The organism is Klebsiella sp. GL120222-02, from assembly GCF_003097195.1.
In the GTDB taxonomy this organism is placed as follows: domain Bacteria; phylum Pseudomonadota; class Gammaproteobacteria; order Enterobacterales; family Enterobacteriaceae; genus Klebsiella; species Klebsiella variicola.
The window spans coordinates 241,650-260,993 of sequence record NZ_QEQO01000008.1 but is presented as its reverse complement, the minus strand read 5'-3'; the positions used below and the strand labels follow the sequence as shown (position 1 = coordinate 260,993).

General features: G+C 59.8%; 16 protein-coding genes and 1 riboswitch. Of the genes, 7 read left to right on the top strand and 9 right to left on the bottom strand.

The window, feature by feature from the left end:
• Positions 1–83 precede the first annotated feature (83 nt).
• On the bottom strand, positions 84–884 hold the full coding sequence (thiD, locus tag N438_RS22310; protein WP_008804064.1) for a bifunctional hydroxymethylpyrimidine kinase/phosphomethylpyrimidine kinase: 801 nt from the start codon (positions 882–884) through the stop codon (positions 84–86).
• A complete protein-coding gene (thiM, locus tag N438_RS22305) occupies positions 881–1,654 on the bottom strand; it encodes a hydroxyethylthiazole kinase (protein ID WP_012967567.1) in 774 nt (257 codons plus the stop codon). The genes thiD and thiM overlap by 4 nt, the downstream gene beginning before the upstream one ends.
• 34 nt (positions 1,655–1,688) lie before the next feature.
• Positions 1,689–1,786: riboswitch (TPP riboswitch) on the bottom strand.
• Positions 1,787–2,016: 230 nt separating this feature from the next.
• On the opposite strand from thiM, the gene N438_RS22300 reads away from it, so the two are divergent.
• A complete protein-coding gene (locus tag N438_RS22300; RefSeq protein WP_064176416.1) occupies positions 2,017–3,993 on the top strand; it encodes an alkyl sulfatase dimerization domain-containing protein in 1,977 nt (658 codons plus the stop codon).
• A 67-nt stretch (positions 3,994–4,060) separates the two neighbouring features.
• On the opposite strand, the gene N438_RS22295 is transcribed toward N438_RS22300, so the two are convergent.
• Positions 4,061–4,696, bottom strand: coding sequence for a helix-turn-helix domain-containing protein (locus tag N438_RS22295; RefSeq protein ID WP_116696515.1), 636 nt, complete (start codon positions 4,694–4,696; stop codon positions 4,061–4,063).
• Positions 4,697–4,899: 203 nt separating this feature from the next.
• On the opposite strand from N438_RS22295, the gene N438_RS22290 reads away from it, so the two are divergent.
• Complete coding sequence (locus N438_RS22290) at positions 4,900–6,876, top strand: alkyl sulfatase dimerization domain-containing protein (RefSeq protein ID WP_064176418.1); 1,977 nt, start codon at positions 4,900–4,902, stop codon at positions 6,874–6,876.
• Between the two features lie 82 nt (positions 6,877–6,958).
• Here N438_RS22290 and N438_RS22285 read toward each other — a convergent pair whose 3' ends face one another.
• Positions 6,959–7,885, bottom strand: a complete 927-nt coding sequence (locus N438_RS22285; protein WP_117407221.1) for a LysR family transcriptional regulator — start codon at positions 7,883–7,885, stop codon at positions 6,959–6,961.
• 120 nt (positions 7,886–8,005) lie between these two features.
• Between N438_RS22285 and N438_RS22280 the strand changes: the two genes are divergently transcribed.
• Together N438_RS22280 and N438_RS22275 are read left to right on the top strand one after the other, a co-directional pair.
• Positions 8,006–9,817, top strand: a complete 1,812-nt coding sequence (locus N438_RS22280) for an adenine deaminase C-terminal domain-containing protein (RefSeq protein ID WP_116696514.1) — start codon at positions 8,006–8,008, stop codon at positions 9,815–9,817.
• Positions 9,818–9,819: 2 nt separating this feature from the next.
• Complete coding sequence (locus N438_RS22275; protein WP_004180600.1) at positions 9,820–11,163, top strand: NCS2 family permease; 1,344 nt, start codon at positions 9,820–9,822, stop codon at positions 11,161–11,163.
• Here N438_RS22275 and N438_RS22270 read toward each other — a convergent pair.
• Positions 11,153–12,052 (bottom strand): LysR family transcriptional regulator, encoded by a 900-nt coding sequence (locus tag N438_RS22270; protein WP_110197702.1) that lies wholly within the window; start codon positions 12,050–12,052, stop codon positions 11,153–11,155. The genes N438_RS22275 and N438_RS22270 overlap by 11 nt on opposite strands.
• 183 nt (positions 12,053–12,235) lie before the next feature.
• On the opposite strand from N438_RS22270, the gene N438_RS22265 reads away from it, so the two are divergent.
• Both N438_RS22265 and N438_RS22260 read left to right on the top strand, forming a co-directional pair.
• On the top strand, positions 12,236–12,553 hold the full coding sequence (locus tag N438_RS22265; RefSeq protein WP_002912749.1) for an RcnB family protein: 318 nt from the start codon (positions 12,236–12,238) through the stop codon (positions 12,551–12,553).
• Positions 12,528–12,989, top strand: a complete 462-nt coding sequence (locus tag N438_RS22260; RefSeq protein ID WP_008804055.1) for a GNAT family N-acetyltransferase — start codon at positions 12,528–12,530, stop codon at positions 12,987–12,989. Before N438_RS22265 ends, N438_RS22260 begins: the two co-directional genes overlap by 26 nt.
• Here N438_RS22260 and apbC read toward each other — a convergent pair.
• Positions 12,986–14,095 (bottom strand): iron-sulfur cluster carrier protein ApbC, encoded by a 1,110-nt coding sequence (gene apbC / locus N438_RS22255; RefSeq protein WP_008804054.1) that lies wholly within the window; start codon positions 14,093–14,095, stop codon positions 12,986–12,988. The genes N438_RS22260 and apbC overlap by 4 nt on opposite strands.
• 153 nt (positions 14,096–14,248) lie before the next feature.
• Between apbC and metG the strand changes: the two genes are divergently transcribed.
• Entirely contained in the window at positions 14,249–16,282 is a 2,034-nt protein-coding gene (metG, locus tag N438_RS22250) for a methionine--tRNA ligase (RefSeq protein ID WP_002912753.1), read from the top strand.
• 110 nt (positions 16,283–16,392) lie between these two features.
• On the opposite strand, the gene N438_RS22245 is transcribed toward metG, so the two are convergent.
• Genes N438_RS22245 through N438_RS22235 form a run of 3 tightly spaced genes read right to left on the bottom strand, consistent with a single transcriptional unit; the run spans position 16,393 to position 19,312 of the window.
• A complete protein-coding gene (locus N438_RS22245; protein WP_008804053.1) occupies positions 16,393–16,863 on the bottom strand; it encodes a DUF1456 family protein in 471 nt (156 codons plus the stop codon).
• Positions 16,864–16,910: 47 nt separating this feature from the next.
• Positions 16,911–17,630 (bottom strand): two-component system response regulator BtsR, encoded by a 720-nt coding sequence (btsR, locus tag N438_RS22240; RefSeq protein WP_008804052.1) that lies wholly within the window; start codon positions 17,628–17,630, stop codon positions 16,911–16,913.
• Positions 17,624–19,312, bottom strand: coding sequence for a sensor histidine kinase (locus N438_RS22235; protein WP_002912760.1), 1,689 nt, complete (start codon positions 19,310–19,312; stop codon positions 17,624–17,626). The genes btsR and N438_RS22235 overlap by 7 nt, the downstream gene beginning before the upstream one ends.
• Positions 19,313–19,344: the final 32 nt, after the last annotated feature.

The window sequence follows — 19,344 nt, the reverse complement described above, 5'->3', positions numbered from 1 at the left end:
GTTAAGCCTGGTACCGACTTAGCCTATTTTCCAGCCGGGGGGCCATTTTTTCAGGAGATTCTGCTGTCCCGTTGCGCTGCCATTTACCACCAGGCGTGGAAATGGTGCACCGGCCCGATGCCGTGGCCCACTTCCAGAGAGTCGGCCTGCGCCAGGGCCGCCGACAGCCAGGCCTTCGCCTCGGCGACGGTGGCCGCCCAGTCCGCATGACGGGGGCGCAGCGCCGCCAGCGCGGCGGAGAGCGTGCAGCCGGTGCCGTGGGTATTTTTGGTCTGCACGCGAGGCGTGGTAAACCGCTGTTCCCCTTCGCGGGTGAAGAGCCAGTCCGGGCTTTCGGCGTCGTCGAGATGGCCGCCCTTCATTAATACCGCGCCGCAGCCCAGCGCCAGCAACGCCCGCCCCTGCTCCAGCATCTCGCGCTCGGTGCGCGCATGGGGGGCATCGAGTAGCGCGGCCGCTTCCGGCAGGTTCGGGGTGATCAATGACACCTGCGGCAACAATCGTTGACGCAGGGTCTCCACCGCCGAGGCCGACAGCAGCGGATCGCCGCTTTTCGCCAGCATGACGGTATCCAGCACCACGTTGGCCACCCGGTAGCGCGCCAGCCGCTCGGCCACGGCTTCCACAATATCGGTCTCCGCCAGCATGCCGATTTTGGTGGTATCGATACGCACATCGCTGAACACCGAGTCGAGCTGCGCGGCCACAAAATCCGGTTCGATGCGATAGACCGACTGCACGCCGCGGGTATTCTGCGCCACCAGGGCGGTGATCACCGAGCAGCCATAGGCCCCCAGCGCGGAGAAGGTTTTCAGATCGGCCTGGATACCGGCCCCACCGCTGGGATCGGTGCCGGCGATGGTCAGGGCGTTGATGCGTTTCATCCCTGCACCTCCTGATACAGCGCGTCGAGAAACGCCGGAATAAAGCTGCCAGGGCCTCCCTGACGGGCGGCGATCTCCCCGGCCTGCTTCATCAGCCCGCAGGCGGCGGCCACGTTTTCCAGCCGGTCTCCCGGCAGCGCCGCGCTCGCCGCCACCACCGCCGACAGCGCGCAGCCGGTGCCCACCACCCGGGTCATCAGCGGATTACCCCCCGCCACGCTGAGCACCCGCTCGCCGTCGGTGACGTAGTCCACCTCGCCAGTGACCGCCACCACGGTAGCCAGCCGGCGAGCCAGCGCCTGGGCCGCCGGCAGCGCCGCGGCGGCCGTATCGGTGGTATCCACCCCGCGCCCGCCGGCGCTCATCCCGGCCAGCGCCAGAATTTCAGAGGCATTGCCGCGAATGGCCGCCGGCTGGAGGGCCAGCAGCTCATGACAAAAGGCCGTGCGCACGGTCAGGGCGCCGACCGCCACCGGATCCAGCGTCCAGGGCCTGCCGGCCTGACGGGCGTGCTCCACCGCGGCGCGCATCGCCACGGCGCGATCTTCGGTCAGGGTACCGACGTTAATTAACAGCGCATCGGCGATAGCGGCAAACTGCGCCGCTTCGCGGGGATCGATCACCATCGCCGGCGAGGCGCCGACGGCCAGCAGAACATTGGCGGTAAAGGTCTGCACCACATCATTGGTCATGCAGTGCACAAGGGGGGAATGGGCGCGCAGCAGATGGCGCAGGTGCGCGACAGGCGCGGGATTCAGCAGCTCAGGCATGGTTTGCTCCCGCCAGACGAGGTAGAAGCAATGACCCTGCGGTCTCTGACTTCCCTACGCTGGCATTATCCAGATCAGGTGGTACGGGTATTTCTCAGCCTTCAACGAAGAAGGGCACCCCGAGTCATAAAAGCGGTACAACATTTTCAGTCAGCAGGGTACGAAATGTGGCGGTGTAACACAAGCCGGCATGATTTCTTTTCCCGTATATGTAAGTACTACAAAAGGAGTAAAACACGCATTTTTTGTAAGCAAAACTGGATGAATGTTAATGCATGGTTATATTTAAAAAACCTGTAACAAACAACCACCTGCGTTAAATCGGTAAAACCGAATAAACCATGCCATTAATGAGGATTCCAATGAAATTGACCCCGATAGTAAAAGGGTTAGCGTTAGCGGGTTTGTTAAATAGTCTCGCTTTCGCCGCCTCGGCGGACACGTCAGCCAAAGAGGCGACCGAAGCGACCAAAAAAGCGAACGATGCCCTCTACAATCAACTCCCCTTCTCCGATAACACCGATTTCACCAATGCGCATAAAGGCTTTATTGCCGCCCTGCCGCCGGAAGTCATTAAAGGCGAACAAGGCAATGTCATCTGGGATCCGGGCCAGTATGCCTTCATTAAAGAAGGGGAAAAAGCGCCGGAGACGGTGAACCCGAGTTTGTGGCGCCAGTCGCAGCTGATTAACATCAGCGGCCTGTTTGAAGTGACCGACGGGGTCTACCAAATCCGCAACCTCGATCTCTCCAATATGACAATTATTGAGGGTAAAGAGGGGATCACCGTCGTTGACCCGCTGGTCTCGGCAGAAACCGCCAAAGTGGGCATGGACCTGTATTACAAAAACCGCGGTAACAAACCGGTCGTCGCGGTGATCTACACCCACAGCCACGTTGACCACTACGGCGGCGTGCGCGGTGTGGTTGATGAAGCGGATGTGAAGTCCGGCAAAGTGAAAATCTACGCGCCGGCCGGCTTTATGGAAGCTGCCGTGGCGGAAAACATCATGGCCGGGAACGTCATGAGTCGCCGCGCCAGTTATATGTACGGCAACCTGCTGAAGCCAGATGCCAAAGGCCAGGTGGGCGCCGGGCTGGGCACCACCACCTCTGCGGGTACCGTCACCCTGATTGCGCCAACCAATATTATTGACAAGGACGGCCAGAAAGAGGTGATCGACGGCCTGACCTACGACTTTATGCTGGCGCCGGGCTCCGAAGCGCCGTCAGAAATGCTGTGGTATATCGAAGAGAAGAAACTGATCGAATCCGCAGAAGACGTCACCCATACCCTGCATAACACCTACTCGCTGCGCGGGGCGAAGATCCGTGAACCGCTGCCGTGGTCGAAATATATCAACCAGGCGATCGTTCGCTGGGGCGATAAGGCTGAGATCATTATGGCTCAGCACCACTGGCCGACCTGGGGCAACGAAAACGTGGTTAACCTGCTGAAGAGCCAGCGTGATCTGTATCGTTACATCAACGACCAGACCCTGCGGATGGCTAACGAAGGCCTGACCCGCGATGAAATCGCCGCTAACTTTAAGCTACCGGACAGTCTGGCCAACACCTGGGCTAACCGCGGCTACTACGGCTCGGTCAGCCACGATGTGAAAGCCACCTACGTGCTGTATCTCGGCTGGTTCGATGGCAACCCGGCCACCCTCGACGAACTGCCGCCGGAAGAAGCGGCGAAGAAGTTCGTCGATTATATGGGCGGTGCGGATGCGATCCTGAAGAAAGCGAAAGAAGATTACGACCAGGGTAACTACCGCTGGGTCGCCCAGGTGGTCAGCAAAATTGTCTTCGCCGACCCCAACAACCAGCAGGCGCGTAATCTGGAAGCCGATGCCCTGGAGCAGTTAGGCTATCAGGCGGAATCCGGCCCGTGGCGTAACTTCTACCTCACCGGCGCCCAGGAGCTGCGTAACGGCGTGGTGAAAGGCCCGACCCCGAACACCGCCAGCCCGGACACCGTCCGCGCCATGACCCCGGAAATGTTCTTTGATTATCTGGCGGTCCATATCAATGGCGAAAAAGCGGGTAACGCGAAGTCGGTGTTCAATATCGATCTGGGCAATGACGGCGGTAAATATAAACTGGAACTGGAAAACGGCGTGCTGAACCACACCGCGAATGCGGAAGCGAAAGAGGCGGATGCCACCCTGACGCTGGATCGCGCCACCCTGAATAAAATCATTCTTAAAGAAGAGACCCTGAAGCAGGCGGAAGAGAAAGGGGAAGTTAAAATCAGCGGTAACGGGGCTAAACTCGATGAAATGCTGGGCTATATGGACAAGTTTGACTTCTGGTTTAACATCGTGACGCCGTAATGATCTGCTGACGGCTATCCTGAGTAACAAGGCGGCGATCCCGCCTTGTTACCCTTCTCAGCGTCGTTCAATAGTCCGCGGGCAGCGGGCGATCGATAGAGATAAGCTTGCCCCGTTTCATGGTGATGTATCCCCCCGCCTTTAAGTCCGCCAGCACGCGAAACACATGGGTGCGCGAAAGATTGGTACGCCTGATGATAAATAACGCCAGTCCCTCATTTTCACCCTCATGGGTGTGTTGTCGATAAAGATAGCGATATAGCATCGGGCGAATCGTCTGATAGCTGGTCACCTGACGGCGTTCATTGTGCAGGTCGATGGTAAAGATACTCATGAACACCAGCACTTTCGCCAGCGCCTCAACGCGCTGCGGATGATTTTCAATAAACAGACGATCGAAGACCGCGTAAGTGATTTTTCGCAGCGTCATCGGGCCACTGCCTGTATATTCAAATTTCGCCAGCGGGCAATACCGCTCCATCAGGCCAATCGGCATATACTCAATGGAATTACCGATACTCAAGCCATCATCCGGCATTAATATTGATAACGAACCCTCGGTACAAAAATAAATATAACCCGACTCCGGACGCCATTTTTTATTAGCGGCGAGAATAATCTCTTCACCTTCCGTAACGATATCGGCAAAAAAGTCGGCTATGGCTAACGTTTTATAATAACTATGTATTTCCTGGAAATTCATCCTCTGCCCTCACCTGCGCCGTTAGCAACAGTATAGCAGCCCTCGTCCGGCGAAGACGAGCGGATCCTTAAGCGACTCCCTGTCAGTCCCATATGGGACTATTCAGCACAATATTTGTCTTTAGAATAAACCGCAAGCCATCCATTTTTAAAAACGGAAAATATTTCTTTATTTCCGCGGAATAAATTACCTGAGAGGTAGTCATGAAATTAAATCAGATAGCCAAAAATCTGGCGCTGGCCGGAATGTTATCGTCTTTGTCGATAACCACCTTCGCCGCCGCGCTACAACAGGATGCCACACCGGCCACGCGTGAGGCGAATCAGGCGCTATACCGCAAACTGCCGTTCGCGGATAAAACCGACTTTAATAACGCCCATCAGGGTTTTATCGCCCCCCTGCCGCCAGCGATGCTCAAAGGCGCACAGGGAAATATTATCTGGGATCCCGCCAAATATGATTTCGTCAAAGAAGGCGAAAAGGCGCCGGACACCGTCAATCCCAGCCTGTGGCGACAGTCACAATTGCTCAATATCGGCGGCTTGTTCAAAGTTACCGACGGCGTTTACCAGATCCGTAATCTCGATCTTTCCAATATGACCATTATCGAAGGCAAAACCGGGATTACGGTCATCGACCCCTTGCTGAGCGCCGAACCGGCCAAAGAGGCTCTGGCGCTCTATTTTGCCCACCGGCCGAAAAAACCGGTGGTGGCGGTGCTGTTTACCCACAGCCATGTGGACCACTACGGCGGTATCCGTGGCGTAGTCGATGAAGCTGACGTGAAAGCCGGTAAAGTGAAGATTTACGCCCCTGCCGGCTTTATGGAGGAAGCGGTTTCCGAGAACATCATGGCCGGTACTGCGATGAGCCGCCGCGCCAGCTACATGTACGGCAACCTGCTGAAGCCGGACGCTAAGGGACAGGTCGGCGCCGGTCTCGGCACCACCACCTCGGCGGGTACCGTTACGCTGATCCCGCCGACCCACTACATTACCCATACCGGTCAGCAGGAAGTGATCGACGGTCTGACCTATGACTTTATGATGGCGCCGGGCTCGGAAGCGCCGTCGGAAATGCTGTGGTATGTCAAAGAGAAGAAAATGATCGAGGCGGCAGAGGATGTGACCCATACCCTGCACAACACTTACTCTCTGCGCGGCGCCAAAATCCGCGATCCGCTGGCGTGGTCGAAATACATCAACGCCGCCATCGACCGCTGGGGCAACGAGGCGGAAGTGATTATCGCTCAGCACCACTGGCCGACCTGGGGGAACGACAATATCGTGAAGCTGATGAAAGGTCAGCGCGATATGTATCGCTATATCAACGACCAGACCCTGCGTATGGCGAACTTAGGCATGACCCGCGATGAGATCGCCGCCAACTTCAAGCTGCCGGATTCGCTGGAGAAACAGTGGTCCAGCCGCGGCTACTACGGTTCCGTTAGCCACGATGTGAAAGCGACCTACGTCTTCTATCTCGGCTGGTTTGATGGCAACCCGGCCACCCTCGACGAGCTGCCGCCAGAACAGGCGGCGAAGAAGTTCGTGGAATATATGGGCGGCGCCGATGCCATCATGCAGAAAGCCAAAGCCGACTACCAGCAGGGGAACTACCGCTGGGTGGCCCAGGTGACCAGCAAAATCGTCTTCGCCGATCCTGACAATCAGCAGGCGCGTGATCTGGAAGCCGACGCCCTGGAGCAGCTCGGATATCAGGCGGAAGCCGGGACCTGGCGCAACTTCTACCTCACCGGCGCTCAGGAGCTACGTAACGGCGTGCAGAAACTGCCGACGCCGAACACCGCCAGCCCGGATACCGTGCGGGCGATGACGCCAGAAATGTTCTTCGATTACCTCGGGGTGCATATCAACGGCGAAAAAGCCGGGGCGGCTAAAGCGGTCTTTAATATCGACCTGGGTAAAGACGGCGGCAAGTACAAACTGGAGCTGGAAAACGGCGTGCTTAACCATACCGCCAACGCGGTGGCGGACAATGCCGACGCCAGCATCTCGCTCAGCCGCGACACCCTGAATAAGATTATCCTCAAGCAGGAAACGCTGAAGCAGGCTGAAGCTCAGGGCAAGGTCAAGATTAGCGGTAATGGCGCTAAGCTCGACGAGATGCTGAGCTACATGGACACATTCGCCTTCTGGTTCAATATCGTCACACCATAAGCGTTTAACGCGGACATCCCCCGTCGCCGGTCAGGCCGCGGGGGATTTTTTGATCCCCCCGCCACGATAATCAATGTGCGGATCAGGCATCAGCGCGACGCAATTCTCCCTGCAGCAGGGAAAAACAGGCTTCGATAAGCGGCGGCAGCGCCTGCGGGCCGCGCATCAGGGCCACCGTACGGGTCAGCGCCGGCTGCTGCAACTGGGCGACCTGGAGCGCCGGGTCCTGCAGATGGGTGGTGTACAGCGCCGGCAGAATGGCCACCGCTAAGCGCGAGCGCACCAGGCCATACAGGGTTTCGATATAGTCCACCTGGTAGCGGGTGGTCAGCGTCAGGCGATGGCTCTCCACTAATGCCGCCACCAGCCGTTGAATATTGCCCTTCGAGAAGACGGCAATATCCCGCCCCACCAGCTGCTTCCACGGCAAGTGCGCCTGCGCGGCCAGCGGATCGTCGCGGTGCAGCACCGCCACAAAGGGATCTTCGCGCAGCGGATAGACCAGCAGTTCAGCAGGCACTGAGCTGTCGATCGCCCCGATACCGAAATCAATCTCGCCGCGCAGCAGCGCCTGGATAAGCGCATCGTTGGTCTGATCGTGAAATTCAATGCGCAGACGCGGAAAGGCCTGGGCCAGGGTCTGCGGCAGCAATGGGAACAGCAGCGAACTGACCGACGGCACCAGACCGATGCGCACAGTCCCGTCGCCGCCCGCCTCGACGATCTGCTGCATATCGAAAAAGGCCGCCTGCGCCACGCTGAGGATCCGCTGGGCGTGGGGTAAAATCGCCGCCCCCAGTTCAGTCAGGGTGACCGCCGAAGCGGTACGGTTGACCAGCTTGCCGCCGAGCACCGTTTCAATCTGCCGCAGCGCGCTGCTCAGCGCCGGCTGGCTAATCGCCAGCCGACTGGCGGTATCGGTAAAATGGCGCAGCTGGGCCAGAGTGACGAAATACTGAAGCTGTTTAAGAGAGAGCGCGGGCAGACGCTGCCAGGGTTCGTTCATTATCGGGTTCGCTACGGTGGTCCTGCACAATAACCCGAGCTTATCGGGTGATAAATTTATTCATCTGGGCAAACGTTTGCTGTGCCCATAGAGTATCCGCATTATCCTTGTGCCGGAGTGGTTATGTCCAGCAATGCTCAAGTCCGTCGTCGCGCCGTGCAGGCCGCGCGCGGCGAATTCCCGTTTGATCTGCTGCTGGTCGAGGCGCAGATCGTCGATATGGCCACGGGCGAAATTCGCCCCGCTGACGTCGGTATCGTCGGCGAAATGATCGCCAGCGTCCACCCGCGCGGCAGCCGCGCCGACGCCCATGAAGTACGTTCCCTGGCCGGTGGCTACCTGTCCCCCGGCCTGATGGACACCCACGTACACCTCGAAAGCTCGCACCTGCCGCCGGAGCGCTACGCGGAAATCGTCCTCACCCAGGGCACCACCGCGGTGTTCTGGGATCCGCATGAGCTGGCCAACGTCCTCGGCGTCGAGGGCGTGCGCTACGCGGTTGACGCCAGCCGCCATCTGCCGCTGCAGGTGATGGTCGCCGCGCCGTCCAGCGTCCCCTCCACGCCAGGTCTCGAAATGTCCGGCGCCGATTTCGCCGGCGCGGAGATGGAGACCATGCTCGGCTGGCCGGAAGTGCGCGGTGTGGCGGAAGTGATGGATATGCACGGCGTGCTGCACGGTAGCGAGCGGATGCAGGAGATTGTCCAGGCCGGTCTCAACAGCGGCAAACTGATTGAAGGCCACGCCCGCGGCCTGAGCGGCGCTGACCTGCAGGCCTACCTCGCCGCCGGCGTCACCTCCGATCATGAACTGACCTCGGCGGACGACGCGCTGGAAAAACTGCGCGCCGGTCTGACGATCGAGATCCGCGGCTCGCACCCCTATCTGCTGCCGGATATCGTCGCGGCGTTAAAAACGCTGCCGCACCTCTCCTCGCAAATCACCGTCTGCACCGATGACGTGCCGCCGGATATGCTGCTGGAGAAAGGCGGGATTATCGCCCTGCTTAACCTGCTGATCGAGCACGGTTTACCGGCGGTCGATGCGCTGCGATTCGCCACCCTCAACGCCGCTATTCGCCTGCAGCGCCACGATCTCGGGCTGATTGCCGCCGGGCGGCGCGCGGATTTGGTGGTGTTTGATTCCCTGGAGAAACTGGTGGCCCGTGAAGTCTACGTTGGGGGGGAACGGCTGGCCCATGCTGGCCGCCTGCTGAAGCCGATCGCCCCCGCGCCGGGCGTGACGCCGCCGCGCGATACTTTGCCGATCGCCCCCCTCCGCGCCGATGACTTTGTTCTGCGCGTCCAGGGCATTCGTCACGGCGTCGCCCGCCTGCGTCATATCCGCGGCGCGCGCTTCACCCAGTGGGGCGAAGTGGAAGTGCAGGTTCGTGACGGGAAAGTCCAGCTGCCCGCCGGCTTCAGTCTGATCTGGGTTAAACACCGCCACGGCCGCCACGAGGCGACACCGCAAATCGCCCTGCTCGAAGGCTGGGGTGAGCTGCGCGGCGCCATCGCCACCAGCTACTCCCACGACTCGCACAATCTGGTGGTGCTCGGGCGCGACGCTGATGATATGGCGCTGGCGGCCAACCAGCTTATCGCCTCCGGCGGCGGGATGGCGCTGGCGCAACAGGGCGAGATCCTTGCCCATGTGGCAATGCCGATTGCCGGCATGCTGTCGGATCTCCCGGCCGCCGAGCTGGCGCGTCAGTTCCGCGAGCTGCGCGATCTGAGCAGCCAAGTCGCCGACTGGGAGCCACCGTACCGGGTGTTCAAGGCCATTGAAGGAACCTGCCTTGCCTGTAACGCCGGGCCGCATTTAACCGATTTGGGTCTGACCGACGGCGGCAGCCGTCAGATAGTCGACCCGTTGATAGCCTGCCGGGAGACCCCGGAGCCAACCGATCACAACAATAATCCTCAGGGAGCCTGAGCATGGCCGATAACACACTTCACTCATCCGCCCGCGCTAACTGGCTGGAGCGCCGCTTTGCGCTGCGCTCGCGCGGCGGTACGCTACGCACTGAATGCCTGGCCGGGATCACCGGCTTTCTCGCCGCCGCCTATTTACTGGTGGTCATCCCGGGGCTGCTGGCGATCGGCGGGATGGACAAAGGCGCCGCCACCACCGGCACCATTCTGGTCTTCGTCGTCGGCTCTCTGCTGATGGCGTTTTATGCCAACCTGCCGTTTATCGTTGGCCCGGGGATTGGCGGCTCGGTGCTGGTGGGAGTGACGCTGGCCGGTAGCGAAGGGATTGGCTGGCAGACTGGCCTCGGGATTGCCTGCTGGTCGGGGATCCTCTTCTTCCTGCTGACCCGCTTTGGCCTGCGCGAAGTGGTCACCCGCTCGGTACCGCAGTCGATCAAGCTGGGGCTCACCGCTTCCATCGGCCTGTTTGTCGCCGTCCTCGGCTTTCGCAATGCCGGGCTGGTGCTGGCCAATGCGAAAACCAACGCGCTGATGCTCGGCGACTTTCTCGCCCCCGGCGCGCTGGTGGCGCTGTGCGGCCTGTTCCTGGCGATAGCCCTGCAGGCGCGTAAGGTTCCGGGCGCGATTTTGTGGGCCATTCTGTGCGCCACGCTGGTGGGCATCCCCTTCGGCGTCACCCATTTGCCGACAAGTTTTATCGACGTTCCCCATTCGCTAACCCCGGTGCTGGGGCAGGTTGACCTGCTGGGGGCGTTAAACATCGCCTTCCTGCCGTTCCTGTTCGTCTTTTTCGCTTCTGAGTTTTTCTCCACCATGGGGACGACGCTGGCGGTGGGCGGCGAGGCGGGGCTGCTGGATGAAGAAGGCAACATGCCGCAGATTAATCGCCCGTTTATGGTCGATTCGATTGCCGCCGCGCTCGGCCCATGGGTGGGCATCCCGGCGGCGACGGCGCTGATTGAGTCTTCGGCGGCAGCGGAAGCCGGCGGCAAAACCGGCCTCACCGCCCTGTCGGCGGCGGTAATGTTCCTGCTGATGCTGCTGTTCACGCCGGTGGCGTTGATGATCCCGAAAGAAGCCACCGCCCCGGCGCTGATCCTGATTGGCCTCAACATGTTCAGCGGCCTGCGCAAAGTGGATCTTGGCAACTTCACCGACGGGCTGCCGGTGCTGATGATGGTGATGATCACCCTTATCGCCAACAGCTTCGGCACCGGGATTGCCGGCGGGCTGCTGTTTTACATTGTGATCAAGGCTATCGCCGGCAAGTGGCGGGAAATCCCGATTGGCCTGTGGGTGCTGGCTGTCCCGCTGGTGTATTACTTCGCGACCTTAGTCAGGCATTAAGCCCTTCACAATGTGATTTCACCTCTTCATATAACAAACGCACCGCGGCAGAGAGCTGTTTGCGGTGCGGGCAAATCAGATTCAACGGCACCACATCCCCCTGATAACGCGGCAGCAGGCGCCGCAGGCGCCCCGCCCGCAGATCGTCGCTGACGTCGAGCATCGATTTATAGGCAATGCCCTCCCCGGCCACCGCCAGCCGACGGATCACCTCGGCGTCGTCGCTCATCACCGTGCCGGAGACCTTCTGCTGCTGAACCACGCCGTCGAGGCTCAGCGACCAGCGGTCGAACGGACGGCCGCGCAAAATGTAGATCAACGCATTGTGCTGGCTGAGCTCCTCGAGGGTCTGCGGCTCGCCGTGGCGGGCGATCCACTCAGGCGAGGCCACCAGCACCCGACGATTTTCCGGCGCCACCGGCAGCGAGATAAACGAGGCATCGTCGTTATTGCCATAGCGAAACGCGACGTCCACCGGATCTTTAAACACGTCGGTCAGCTGGTCGGAAAAGAGCAACCGCAAACGCAGCGCCGGGTGGCGTTGGCGGAAATCACGGAACAGGGTCAGGAGCAGGTTACGCCCGAGGTCCGACGGCACGGCAATCTGCAACATGCCGCGAACTTCATCGTCCGGGGTCTGGATCTTCTGCAGACCGGCTTCAAGGGTATCGAGCATCTGGGTGGCGTAGGGCAGCCAGGTCTCCCCCTCCGGCGTCAGGCGCAGGCTGCGGGTCGAACGGGCAAACAGGCGAATATTGAGGATCGTCTCCAGACGCTTAATCGCCGCGCTGACCTGCGCCGGCTGCTGTCCGGTCTCGCGCGCCGCGTCGCTAAAACTGCCCAGTGCCGCGGCGCGGACAAATAAGGTCAGATCTTCCAGCCTGAACATGCCGATTCTCCCCTGCTTCAGATTGCTCCCAAAATACGCATCACCGTCGCTGCAACGCAAGCGGCACAAGACTTGTGCCGTGTTTTGCTTACACTTTTTAAAAATCCAGTGCTTGCCATTTCAGCAACGCATCAGGAATGATACGAGGCTGCTAATTTGAGTCCAGGTAATATTGAGGAAATTATGCGTAAAACAAAAATGATGCTTCTGGGCGTACTTCTTGCCACCGCTGGCGCCAGCTGGACGGCTACTGCCGCGGGGATCGATCAGTATGCGCTGAAAGAGTTCACTGCCGATTTCACCCAGTTTCACATCGGCGACACCGTTCCGGCGATGTACCTCACCCCGGAATACAACATCAAACAGTGGCAGCAGCGTAACCTGCCTGCACCGGACGCCGGCAGCCACTGGACCTACATGGGCGGTAACTACGTGCTGATCACTGATACCGAAGGCAAAATCCTCAAAGTGTACGATGGCGAGATCTTCTATCATCGCTGATCCGCGCAACCTCCACGTCCGCCCCGGCGAGCCAGCGGACTCTCCGGCGCTGCGCCAGATCTTCCTGCGGGCGCGCAGTTTATCGTGGACCTGGCTTCCCGCCGCGGCGTGGCGGCTGGAGGATTTCGATGCCGCCACCGCGGATGAACAACTGTGGGTCGCGGAATGCGACGGCCAGCCGGTGGGCTTTGCCGCCGTATGGACCGCCGATAATTTCCTTCACCATCTGTTTGTCGACCCCGACTGGCAGGGCAAACATATCGGCAGCGCGCTGCTGGCGCAGGTCGAACGGAGCTTTACCGCCAGCGGAACGCTGAAATGCCTGATGGAAAATAAAAACGCCCTGCGCTTCTACCAGCGTCATGGCTGGACCATCGAAGCACAGGGCGCGTCGCCCGAGGGCAGATACTGGCTGATGCGCTCGCCGCGGCCTTAAACGGCGCGGAAGGCAATCTCACCCGGGATCACTTCTCCCTGCCAGTACATCTGGGCCGCCACCCGGCCCGCCAGCTGGCGGTAGATGTCGGTAAATTCGCTGTCCGGACGCGCCACCACCGTCGGCGTGCCGTTATCCAGATCTTCCCGCAGCGTAATATGCAGCGGCAGCTGACCCAGCAGCTGGGTGTGGTATTTCTCGGCCAGTTTTTGCGCGCCGCCGGTGCCGAAGATAGGCTCGTGGTGCCCGCAGTTGCTGCAGATATGCATGCTCATGTTTTCCACGATCCCCAGCACCGGCACTTCCACTTTCTCGAACATCACGATGCCTTTTTTGGCGTCGATCAGCGCGATGTCCTGCGGCGTGGTGACCACCACCGCACCGGTCACCGGAATGTTCTGCGCCAGGGTCAGCTGGATGTCGCCGGTGCCCGGCGGCATATCCAGCACCAGGTAATCAAGATCCGGCCACAGGGTCTCCTGCAGCATCTGCATCAGCGCCTTGCTGGCCATCGGACCACGCCAGACCATGGCGTTGTCGTCGGTCACCAGGTAGCCGATAGAGTTGGTGGCCAGGCCATACTTGATGATCGGCGCCATATGGGTGCCGTCCGGTGAGGTCGGGCGACTGTCTTCGGCGCCCAGCATGGTCGGAATCGACGGACCGTAGATATCGGCATCAAGAATGCCCACCTTCGCCCCTTCCGCCGCCAGGGCCAGCGCCAGGTTTACGGCAGTAGAAGATTTACCGACGCCGCCTTTGCCGGAGCTGATGGCGATAATGTTCTTCACGCCGTTGACCCCGGGCTGGTTTTTCACGCGCTTGAGGGTCGCGATGCTGTGGGTCAGCTTCCAGTCGATGGCCTTCGCGCCAGTGATGCGCAGCAGCTCGGCGCTGCACTGCTCTTTCAGCACTTCGAAGGCGCTGCTCCAGACGAACGGCATCTGCAGCTCAATATGAACGGTATCGTCCAGCCAGGCGACATGGTGCAGCGCCTTGAGGGCGGTGAGATTATGCTTCAGGGTTGGGTGCTGGAAATTGGCCAGCGTCCCGGCGACCATCGCACGTAGGCGCTCAGGGGATTTGGCCTGGGATTGCGAATTCATCCCGACTCCTTTGTTGTTTTGAGATGCTTTCAGTAATCACAGAGTTTATCACAGCTAACGATTATCCATATATGGGCAGCCATTTATGGCGCACCCACAGCCCTTTTGGTAATATCGGAAGCCCTTTTTACAACAGAAGATGTAATGCTCACTATGACTCAAGTCGCGAAGAAAATTCTGGTAACGTGCGCCCTGCCGTACGCCAACGGCTCCATCCACCTCGGCCACATGCTGGAGCACATCCAGGCTGATGTCTGGGTCCGTTACCAGCGAATGCGCGGCCACGAGGTCAACTTCATCTGCGCCGACGACGCCCACGGCACGCCGATCATGCTCAAAGCGCAGCAGCTCGGTATCACACCGGAGCAGATGATTGGCGAGATGAGTCAGGAGCATCAGACCGATTTTGCCGGCTTCGACATCAGCTATGATAACTATCACTCGACGCACAGCGACGAGAACCGCGAGCTGTCGGAGCTTATCTACACCCGTCTGAAAGAGAACGGTTTTATTAAAAACCGCACCATCTCTCAGCTCTACGATCCGGAAAAAGGCATGTTCCTGCCGGACCGTTTTGTGAAAGGCACCTGTCCGAAGTGCAAATCTCCGGACCAGTATGGCGATAACTGCGAAGTGTGCGGCGCGACCTACAGCCCCACCGAACTTATCGACCCGAAATCGGTGGTCTCCGGCGCTACGCCGGTAATGCGTGACTCCGAGCACTTCTTCTTCGACCTGCCGTCGTTCAGCGAAATGCTGCAGGCGTGGACCCGCAGCGGCGCGCTGCAGGAGCAGGTAGCGAACAAAATGCAGGAGTGGTTCGAATCCGGCCTGCAGCAGTGGGACATCTCCCGCGATGCGCCGTACTTCGGCTTCGAAATTCCCAACGCGCCGGGCAAATATTTCTACGTCTGGCTGGACGCGCCGATCGGCTACATGGGCTCCTTCAAGAACCTGTGCGACAAGCGCGGCGACACCACCAGCTTCGACGAATACTGGAAGAAAGACTCCACGGCCGAGCTGTATCACTTTATCGGCAAGGACATTGTCTACTTCCACAGCCTGTTCTGGCCGGCGATGCTGGAAGGCAGCAACTTCCGTAAGCCGACCAACCTGTTCGTGCACGGCTACGTAACGGTTAACGGCGCGAAGATGTCCAAGTCGCGCGGGACCTTTATCAAGGCCAGCACCTGGTTAAATCATTTCGACGCTGACAGCCTGCGCTACTACTACACCGCCAAGCTCTCCTCGCGCATCGATGACATCGACCTGAACCTGGAAGATTTCGTGCAGCGCGTGAACGCCGACATCGTCAACAAGGTGGTTAACCTCGCCTCGCGCAACGCCGGCTTTATCAGCAAGCGTTTCGACGGCGTGCTGGCCGCTGAGCTGGCCGACCCGGCGCTGTATAAAACCTTCACCGACGCGGCGGAAAGTATCGGCGAAGCATGGGACAGCCGCGAGTTTGGTAAGGCAATTCGCGAAATCATGGCCCTCGCCGACGTGGCTAACCGCTACGTCGACGAGCAGGCGCCGTGGGTGGTGGCGAAACAGGAAGGCCGCGACGCCGACCTACAGGCCATCTGCACCATGGGCCTGAACATGTTCCGCGTGCTGATGACCTGGCTGAAGCCGGTGCTGCCGCAGCTGGCGGCGCGTGCGGAGGCATTCCTCAACAGCGAACTGAGCTGGGATGCCATTCAGCAGCCGCTGCTGGCGCATAAGGTCAATCCGTTTAAAGCGCTGTATAACCGCATCGAGATGAAACAGGTGGAAGCCCTGGTGGAAGCGTCTAAAGAAGAGGTGAAAGCCACCGCGGCCCCGGTCACCGGTCCGCTGGCGGACGATCCGATTCAGGAGACCATCACCTTTGACGATTTCGCCAAAGTCGATCTGCGCGTGGCGCTGATTGAAAACGCGGAATTCGTCGAGGGCTCCGACAAGCTGCTGCGCCTGACGCTGGATCTCGGCGGCGAAAAACGTAACGTCTTCTCCGGCATCCGCTCCGCTTACCCGGATCCGCAGCCGCTGATTGGCCGCCTGACGGTGATGGTCGCCAACCTGGCGCCGCGCAAAATGCGCTTCGGCATCTCCGAGGGCATGGTGATGGCCGCCGGCCCTGGCGGGAAGGATATCTTCCTGTTAAGCCCTGACGACGGCGCGAAGCCGGGTCAGCAGGTGAAATAACAAAAAAGCCGGAGATTATCTCCGGCTTTTTTTTGCCCGGCGGCGCTACGTTTGCACGGGCCTACGGGTTTTGTCGGCCGGGTAAGGCGAAGCCGCCACCCGGCTAAACATCACGCCTTCGGGTGATGCACCCGGTGGGTCAACCCGCGCAGGAAGTTGCGCATAAACTGATCCCCGCACTCGCGGTAGTTTTTATGTTCCGGGGCGCGCATCATGGCGGTGATTTCCGGCACCGACACCCGGTATTTCTGCTCGCTCATGATCGCCTGGATATCGTCCGTTTTCAGCGAGAAGGCGATCCGCAGCTTTTTCAGCACCGTGTTGTTATTCACCCGACGCTCCAGCGCCAGCTCCGGCGCCGAATCATCTTTGCCGCGCTTGTCATAGATAAGGCCGTTGAGGAAACCCGACAGGATAATATCCGGGCAGCGGACAAAACCCTCTTCATCCTCTTTCGTCATCCAGGTATCGAAGCTGGCGGCGGTGGATTCCATATCGGCAAGCGCAAGAATGCGCACCATATCGTTATTATTGGCTTTCAGGGTGTAGCGCAGGCTACGAAGAATATCATTACTGAGCATGAGTGCCTTTTACTGTCGATGTTGCAATGGGGCGCAGTGTAGCAGTTTTACAGGCCAATCGCTTCTTTCAGGCTTTTTAAATAGCGCCGGCTCACCGGCACCGTTTGCCCGGCGCGCATCAGCAGCTCCGCCTGGCCGTTCTCTTCCAGGCGAATCTCCTTCAGGTGCGCCATATTCACCAGATACTGGCGATGGCAGCGCAGCAGCGGCGTGCGGCTCTCGAGGGTGCGCAGGGTCAGCTCGGTAAAGCCCTCTTTTCCCTCGCGATCGGTCACGTAGATGCCGCTCATCCGGCTGCTGACGAAGGCCACATCCTCCATCTGCAGCAGCCAGATACGGCTGTGGCCGGTACAGGGAATGTATTTCAGCGTCTGCCGGGCATCATCCAGCAGCGACACGTCCTGCAGGCTGCGCTCCTGACGCAGGCGGGCCAGGGTTTTCTCCAGCCGCACGGCCTCAATCGGCTTCAGCAGATAGTCAAAAGCGTGCTCCTCAAAGGCTTTCACCGCGTACTCATCAAAAGCGGTGAGAAACACGATATAGGGGCGATGCTCCGGGTCGAGCATCCCGACCATCTCCAGACCGCTGATGCGCGGCATCTGGATGTCGAGAAACAGCACGTCAGGGCGCAGCTTATGTACTGCGCCAATCGCCTCCACCGCGTTGCCGCACTCGCCGACGATCTCGATATCGCGCTGAGTCTCCAGCAAAATACGCAGGTTTTCCCGCGCCAGCGGCTCATCATCGACGATCAATACTCTCAGCATGCATTCTCCTCCAGGGGCAGACGTAGGGTGACACGGGTAAAGCGCTCCGGCTCGCAGGTGACGCTGATGCCGCAGTCGGCGCCAAAACGCGCCCGCAGACGCCTGTCCACCAGATTCATCCCCAGTCCGCTGGCCTGGGGGTTGGCCCGGTACAGCCCGGCGTTATCTTCGATATCCAGCTGCAGCCAGCGATCGTCCTGGCTGGCGCGGATGGTAATTTCGCCGACGCCAAGATGTTGCGATGTACCATGCTTAATGGCGTTCTCCACGATCGGCTGCAGGGTGAAAGCGGGCAGCTGGTGATGCGCCAGCCCCTCGGGCACCGCCATCTGGATCTGCAGGTTAGCCTGGAAGCGAGCCTTCTCAATCTGCAGATAGGCGTTAACATGCTCGATCTCATCGGCAAGCGTGACAATTTCCGTCGGCCGTTTCAGGTTCTTACGAAAGAAGGTCGACAGATACTGCACCAGCTGGCCGGCCTGATCGCTGTCGCGGCGGATCACCGCCTTCAGCGTGTTAAGCGCGTTAAACAGGAAGTGCGGGTTGACCTGGGCGTGCAGGAGCTTGATTTCAGATTGCGTCAGCAGCGCCTTCTGCCGCTCGTACTGTCCGGCGAGGATCTGCGCCGACAGCAGCTGGGCAATCCCTTCCCCGAGGGTGCGGTTGATCGAACTGAACAGGCGATTTTTCGCCTCATACAGTTTAATGGTGCCTATCACCCGCTGGTTCTCACCGCGCAGGGGGATCACCAGCGTCGACCCCAGCTTACAGTGCGGATGAATCGAGCAGCGGTAAGGCACCTCGTTGCCATCGGCGTAGACCACCTCCCCGGTCTCAATCGCCCGTTGCGTATACGAGGAGGAGATAGGCTTGCCCGGCAGATGGTGATCGTCGCCGATGCCGGTAAACGCCAGCAGCTTGTCGCGATCGGTGATCGCCACCGCGCCGATATCCAGCTCCTGGATCAGCACCTGGGCCACCTTCATGCTGTTCTCTTCGTTGAATCCCTGACGCAGGATCCCCTCGGTCGACGCCGCCACCTTCAGCGCGGTGGCGGAAAAGGCGGAGGTGTATTTCTCGAACATCGCCCGTTTATCCAGCAGAATGCGCATAAACAGCGCCGCACCGACGGTATTGGTGACCATCATCGGCGCAGCAATGCTCTGCACCAGATGCAGGGCGTCCTGGAACGGGCGGGCAATCAGCAGAATGATCATCATCTGCACCAGCTCGGCCACGAAGGTGATCGCCCCGGCGGTCAGCGGGCTAAAGACCTTGTCCGGCCGGCCGCGTTTGACCAGCACGCTGTGCACCAGCCCGCCCAGCAGCCCCTCAACGATGGTGGAGACCATGCAGCTTAAGGCGGTCATTCCCCCCAGCGAGTAGCGGTGCAGGCCGCCGGTCAGCCCCACCAGCCCGCCGACCACCGGGCCGCCGAGCAGGCCGCCCATCACGGCGCCGATGGCGCGGGTGTTGGCGATGGAGTCTTCGATATGCAGACCGAAATAGGTCCCCATAATGCAAAAAATGGAGAAGGTGACGTAGCACAGCAGCTTGTGCGGCAGGCGAACGGTGACTTGCATCAGGGGGATAAACAGCCGGGTTTTGCTCATCAACCACGCGATGACCAAAAATACGCACATCTGCTGAAGCAGCAGCAACACCAGATCAAACTCGTACATACCCGCAAACCACACATGCCTGAAAGCGCGTA

Coding starts and splice junctions, on each gene's coding strand:
- thiD (WP_008804064.1), bottom strand. CDS start 884: ATGAAACGCATCAACGCCCTGACCATCGCCGGCACCGATCCCAGCGGT.
- thiM (WP_012967567.1), bottom strand. CDS start 1,654: ATGCCTGAGCTGCTGAATCCCGCGCCTGTCGCGCACCTGCGCCATCTG.
- N438_RS22300 (WP_064176416.1), top strand. CDS start 2,017: ATGAAATTGACCCCGATAGTAAAAGGGTTAGCGTTAGCGGGTTTGTTA.
- N438_RS22295 (WP_116696515.1), bottom strand. CDS start 4,696: ATGAATTTCCAGGAAATACATAGTTATTATAAAACGTTAGCCATAGCC.
- N438_RS22290 (WP_064176418.1), top strand. CDS start 4,900: ATGAAATTAAATCAGATAGCCAAAAATCTGGCGCTGGCCGGAATGTTA.
- N438_RS22280 (WP_116696514.1), top strand. CDS start 8,006: ATGTCCAGCAATGCTCAAGTCCGTCGTCGCGCCGTGCAGGCCGCGCGC.
- N438_RS22275 (WP_004180600.1), top strand. CDS start 9,820: ATGGCCGATAACACACTTCACTCATCCGCCCGCGCTAACTGGCTGGAG.
- N438_RS22270 (WP_110197702.1), bottom strand. CDS start 12,052: ATGTTCAGGCTGGAAGATCTGACCTTATTTGTCCGCGCCGCGGCACTG.
- N438_RS22265 (WP_002912749.1), top strand. CDS start 12,236: ATGCGTAAAACAAAAATGATGCTTCTGGGCGTACTTCTTGCCACCGCT.
- N438_RS22260 (WP_008804055.1), top strand. CDS start 12,528: ATGGCGAGATCTTCTATCATCGCTGATCCGCGCAACCTCCACGTCCGC.
- apbC (WP_008804054.1), bottom strand. CDS start 14,095: ATGAATTCGCAATCCCAGGCCAAATCCCCTGAGCGCCTACGTGCGATG.
- metG (WP_002912753.1), top strand. CDS start 14,249: ATGACTCAAGTCGCGAAGAAAATTCTGGTAACGTGCGCCCTGCCGTAC.
- N438_RS22245 (WP_008804053.1), bottom strand. CDS start 16,863: ATGCTCAGTAATGATATTCTTCGTAGCCTGCGCTACACCCTGAAAGCC.
- btsR (WP_008804052.1), bottom strand. CDS start 17,630: ATGCTGAGAGTATTGATCGTCGATGATGAGCCGCTGGCGCGGGAAAAC.
- N438_RS22235 (WP_002912760.1), bottom strand. CDS start 19,312: ATGTACGAGTTTGATCTGGTGTTGCTGCTGCTTCAGCAGATGTGCGTA.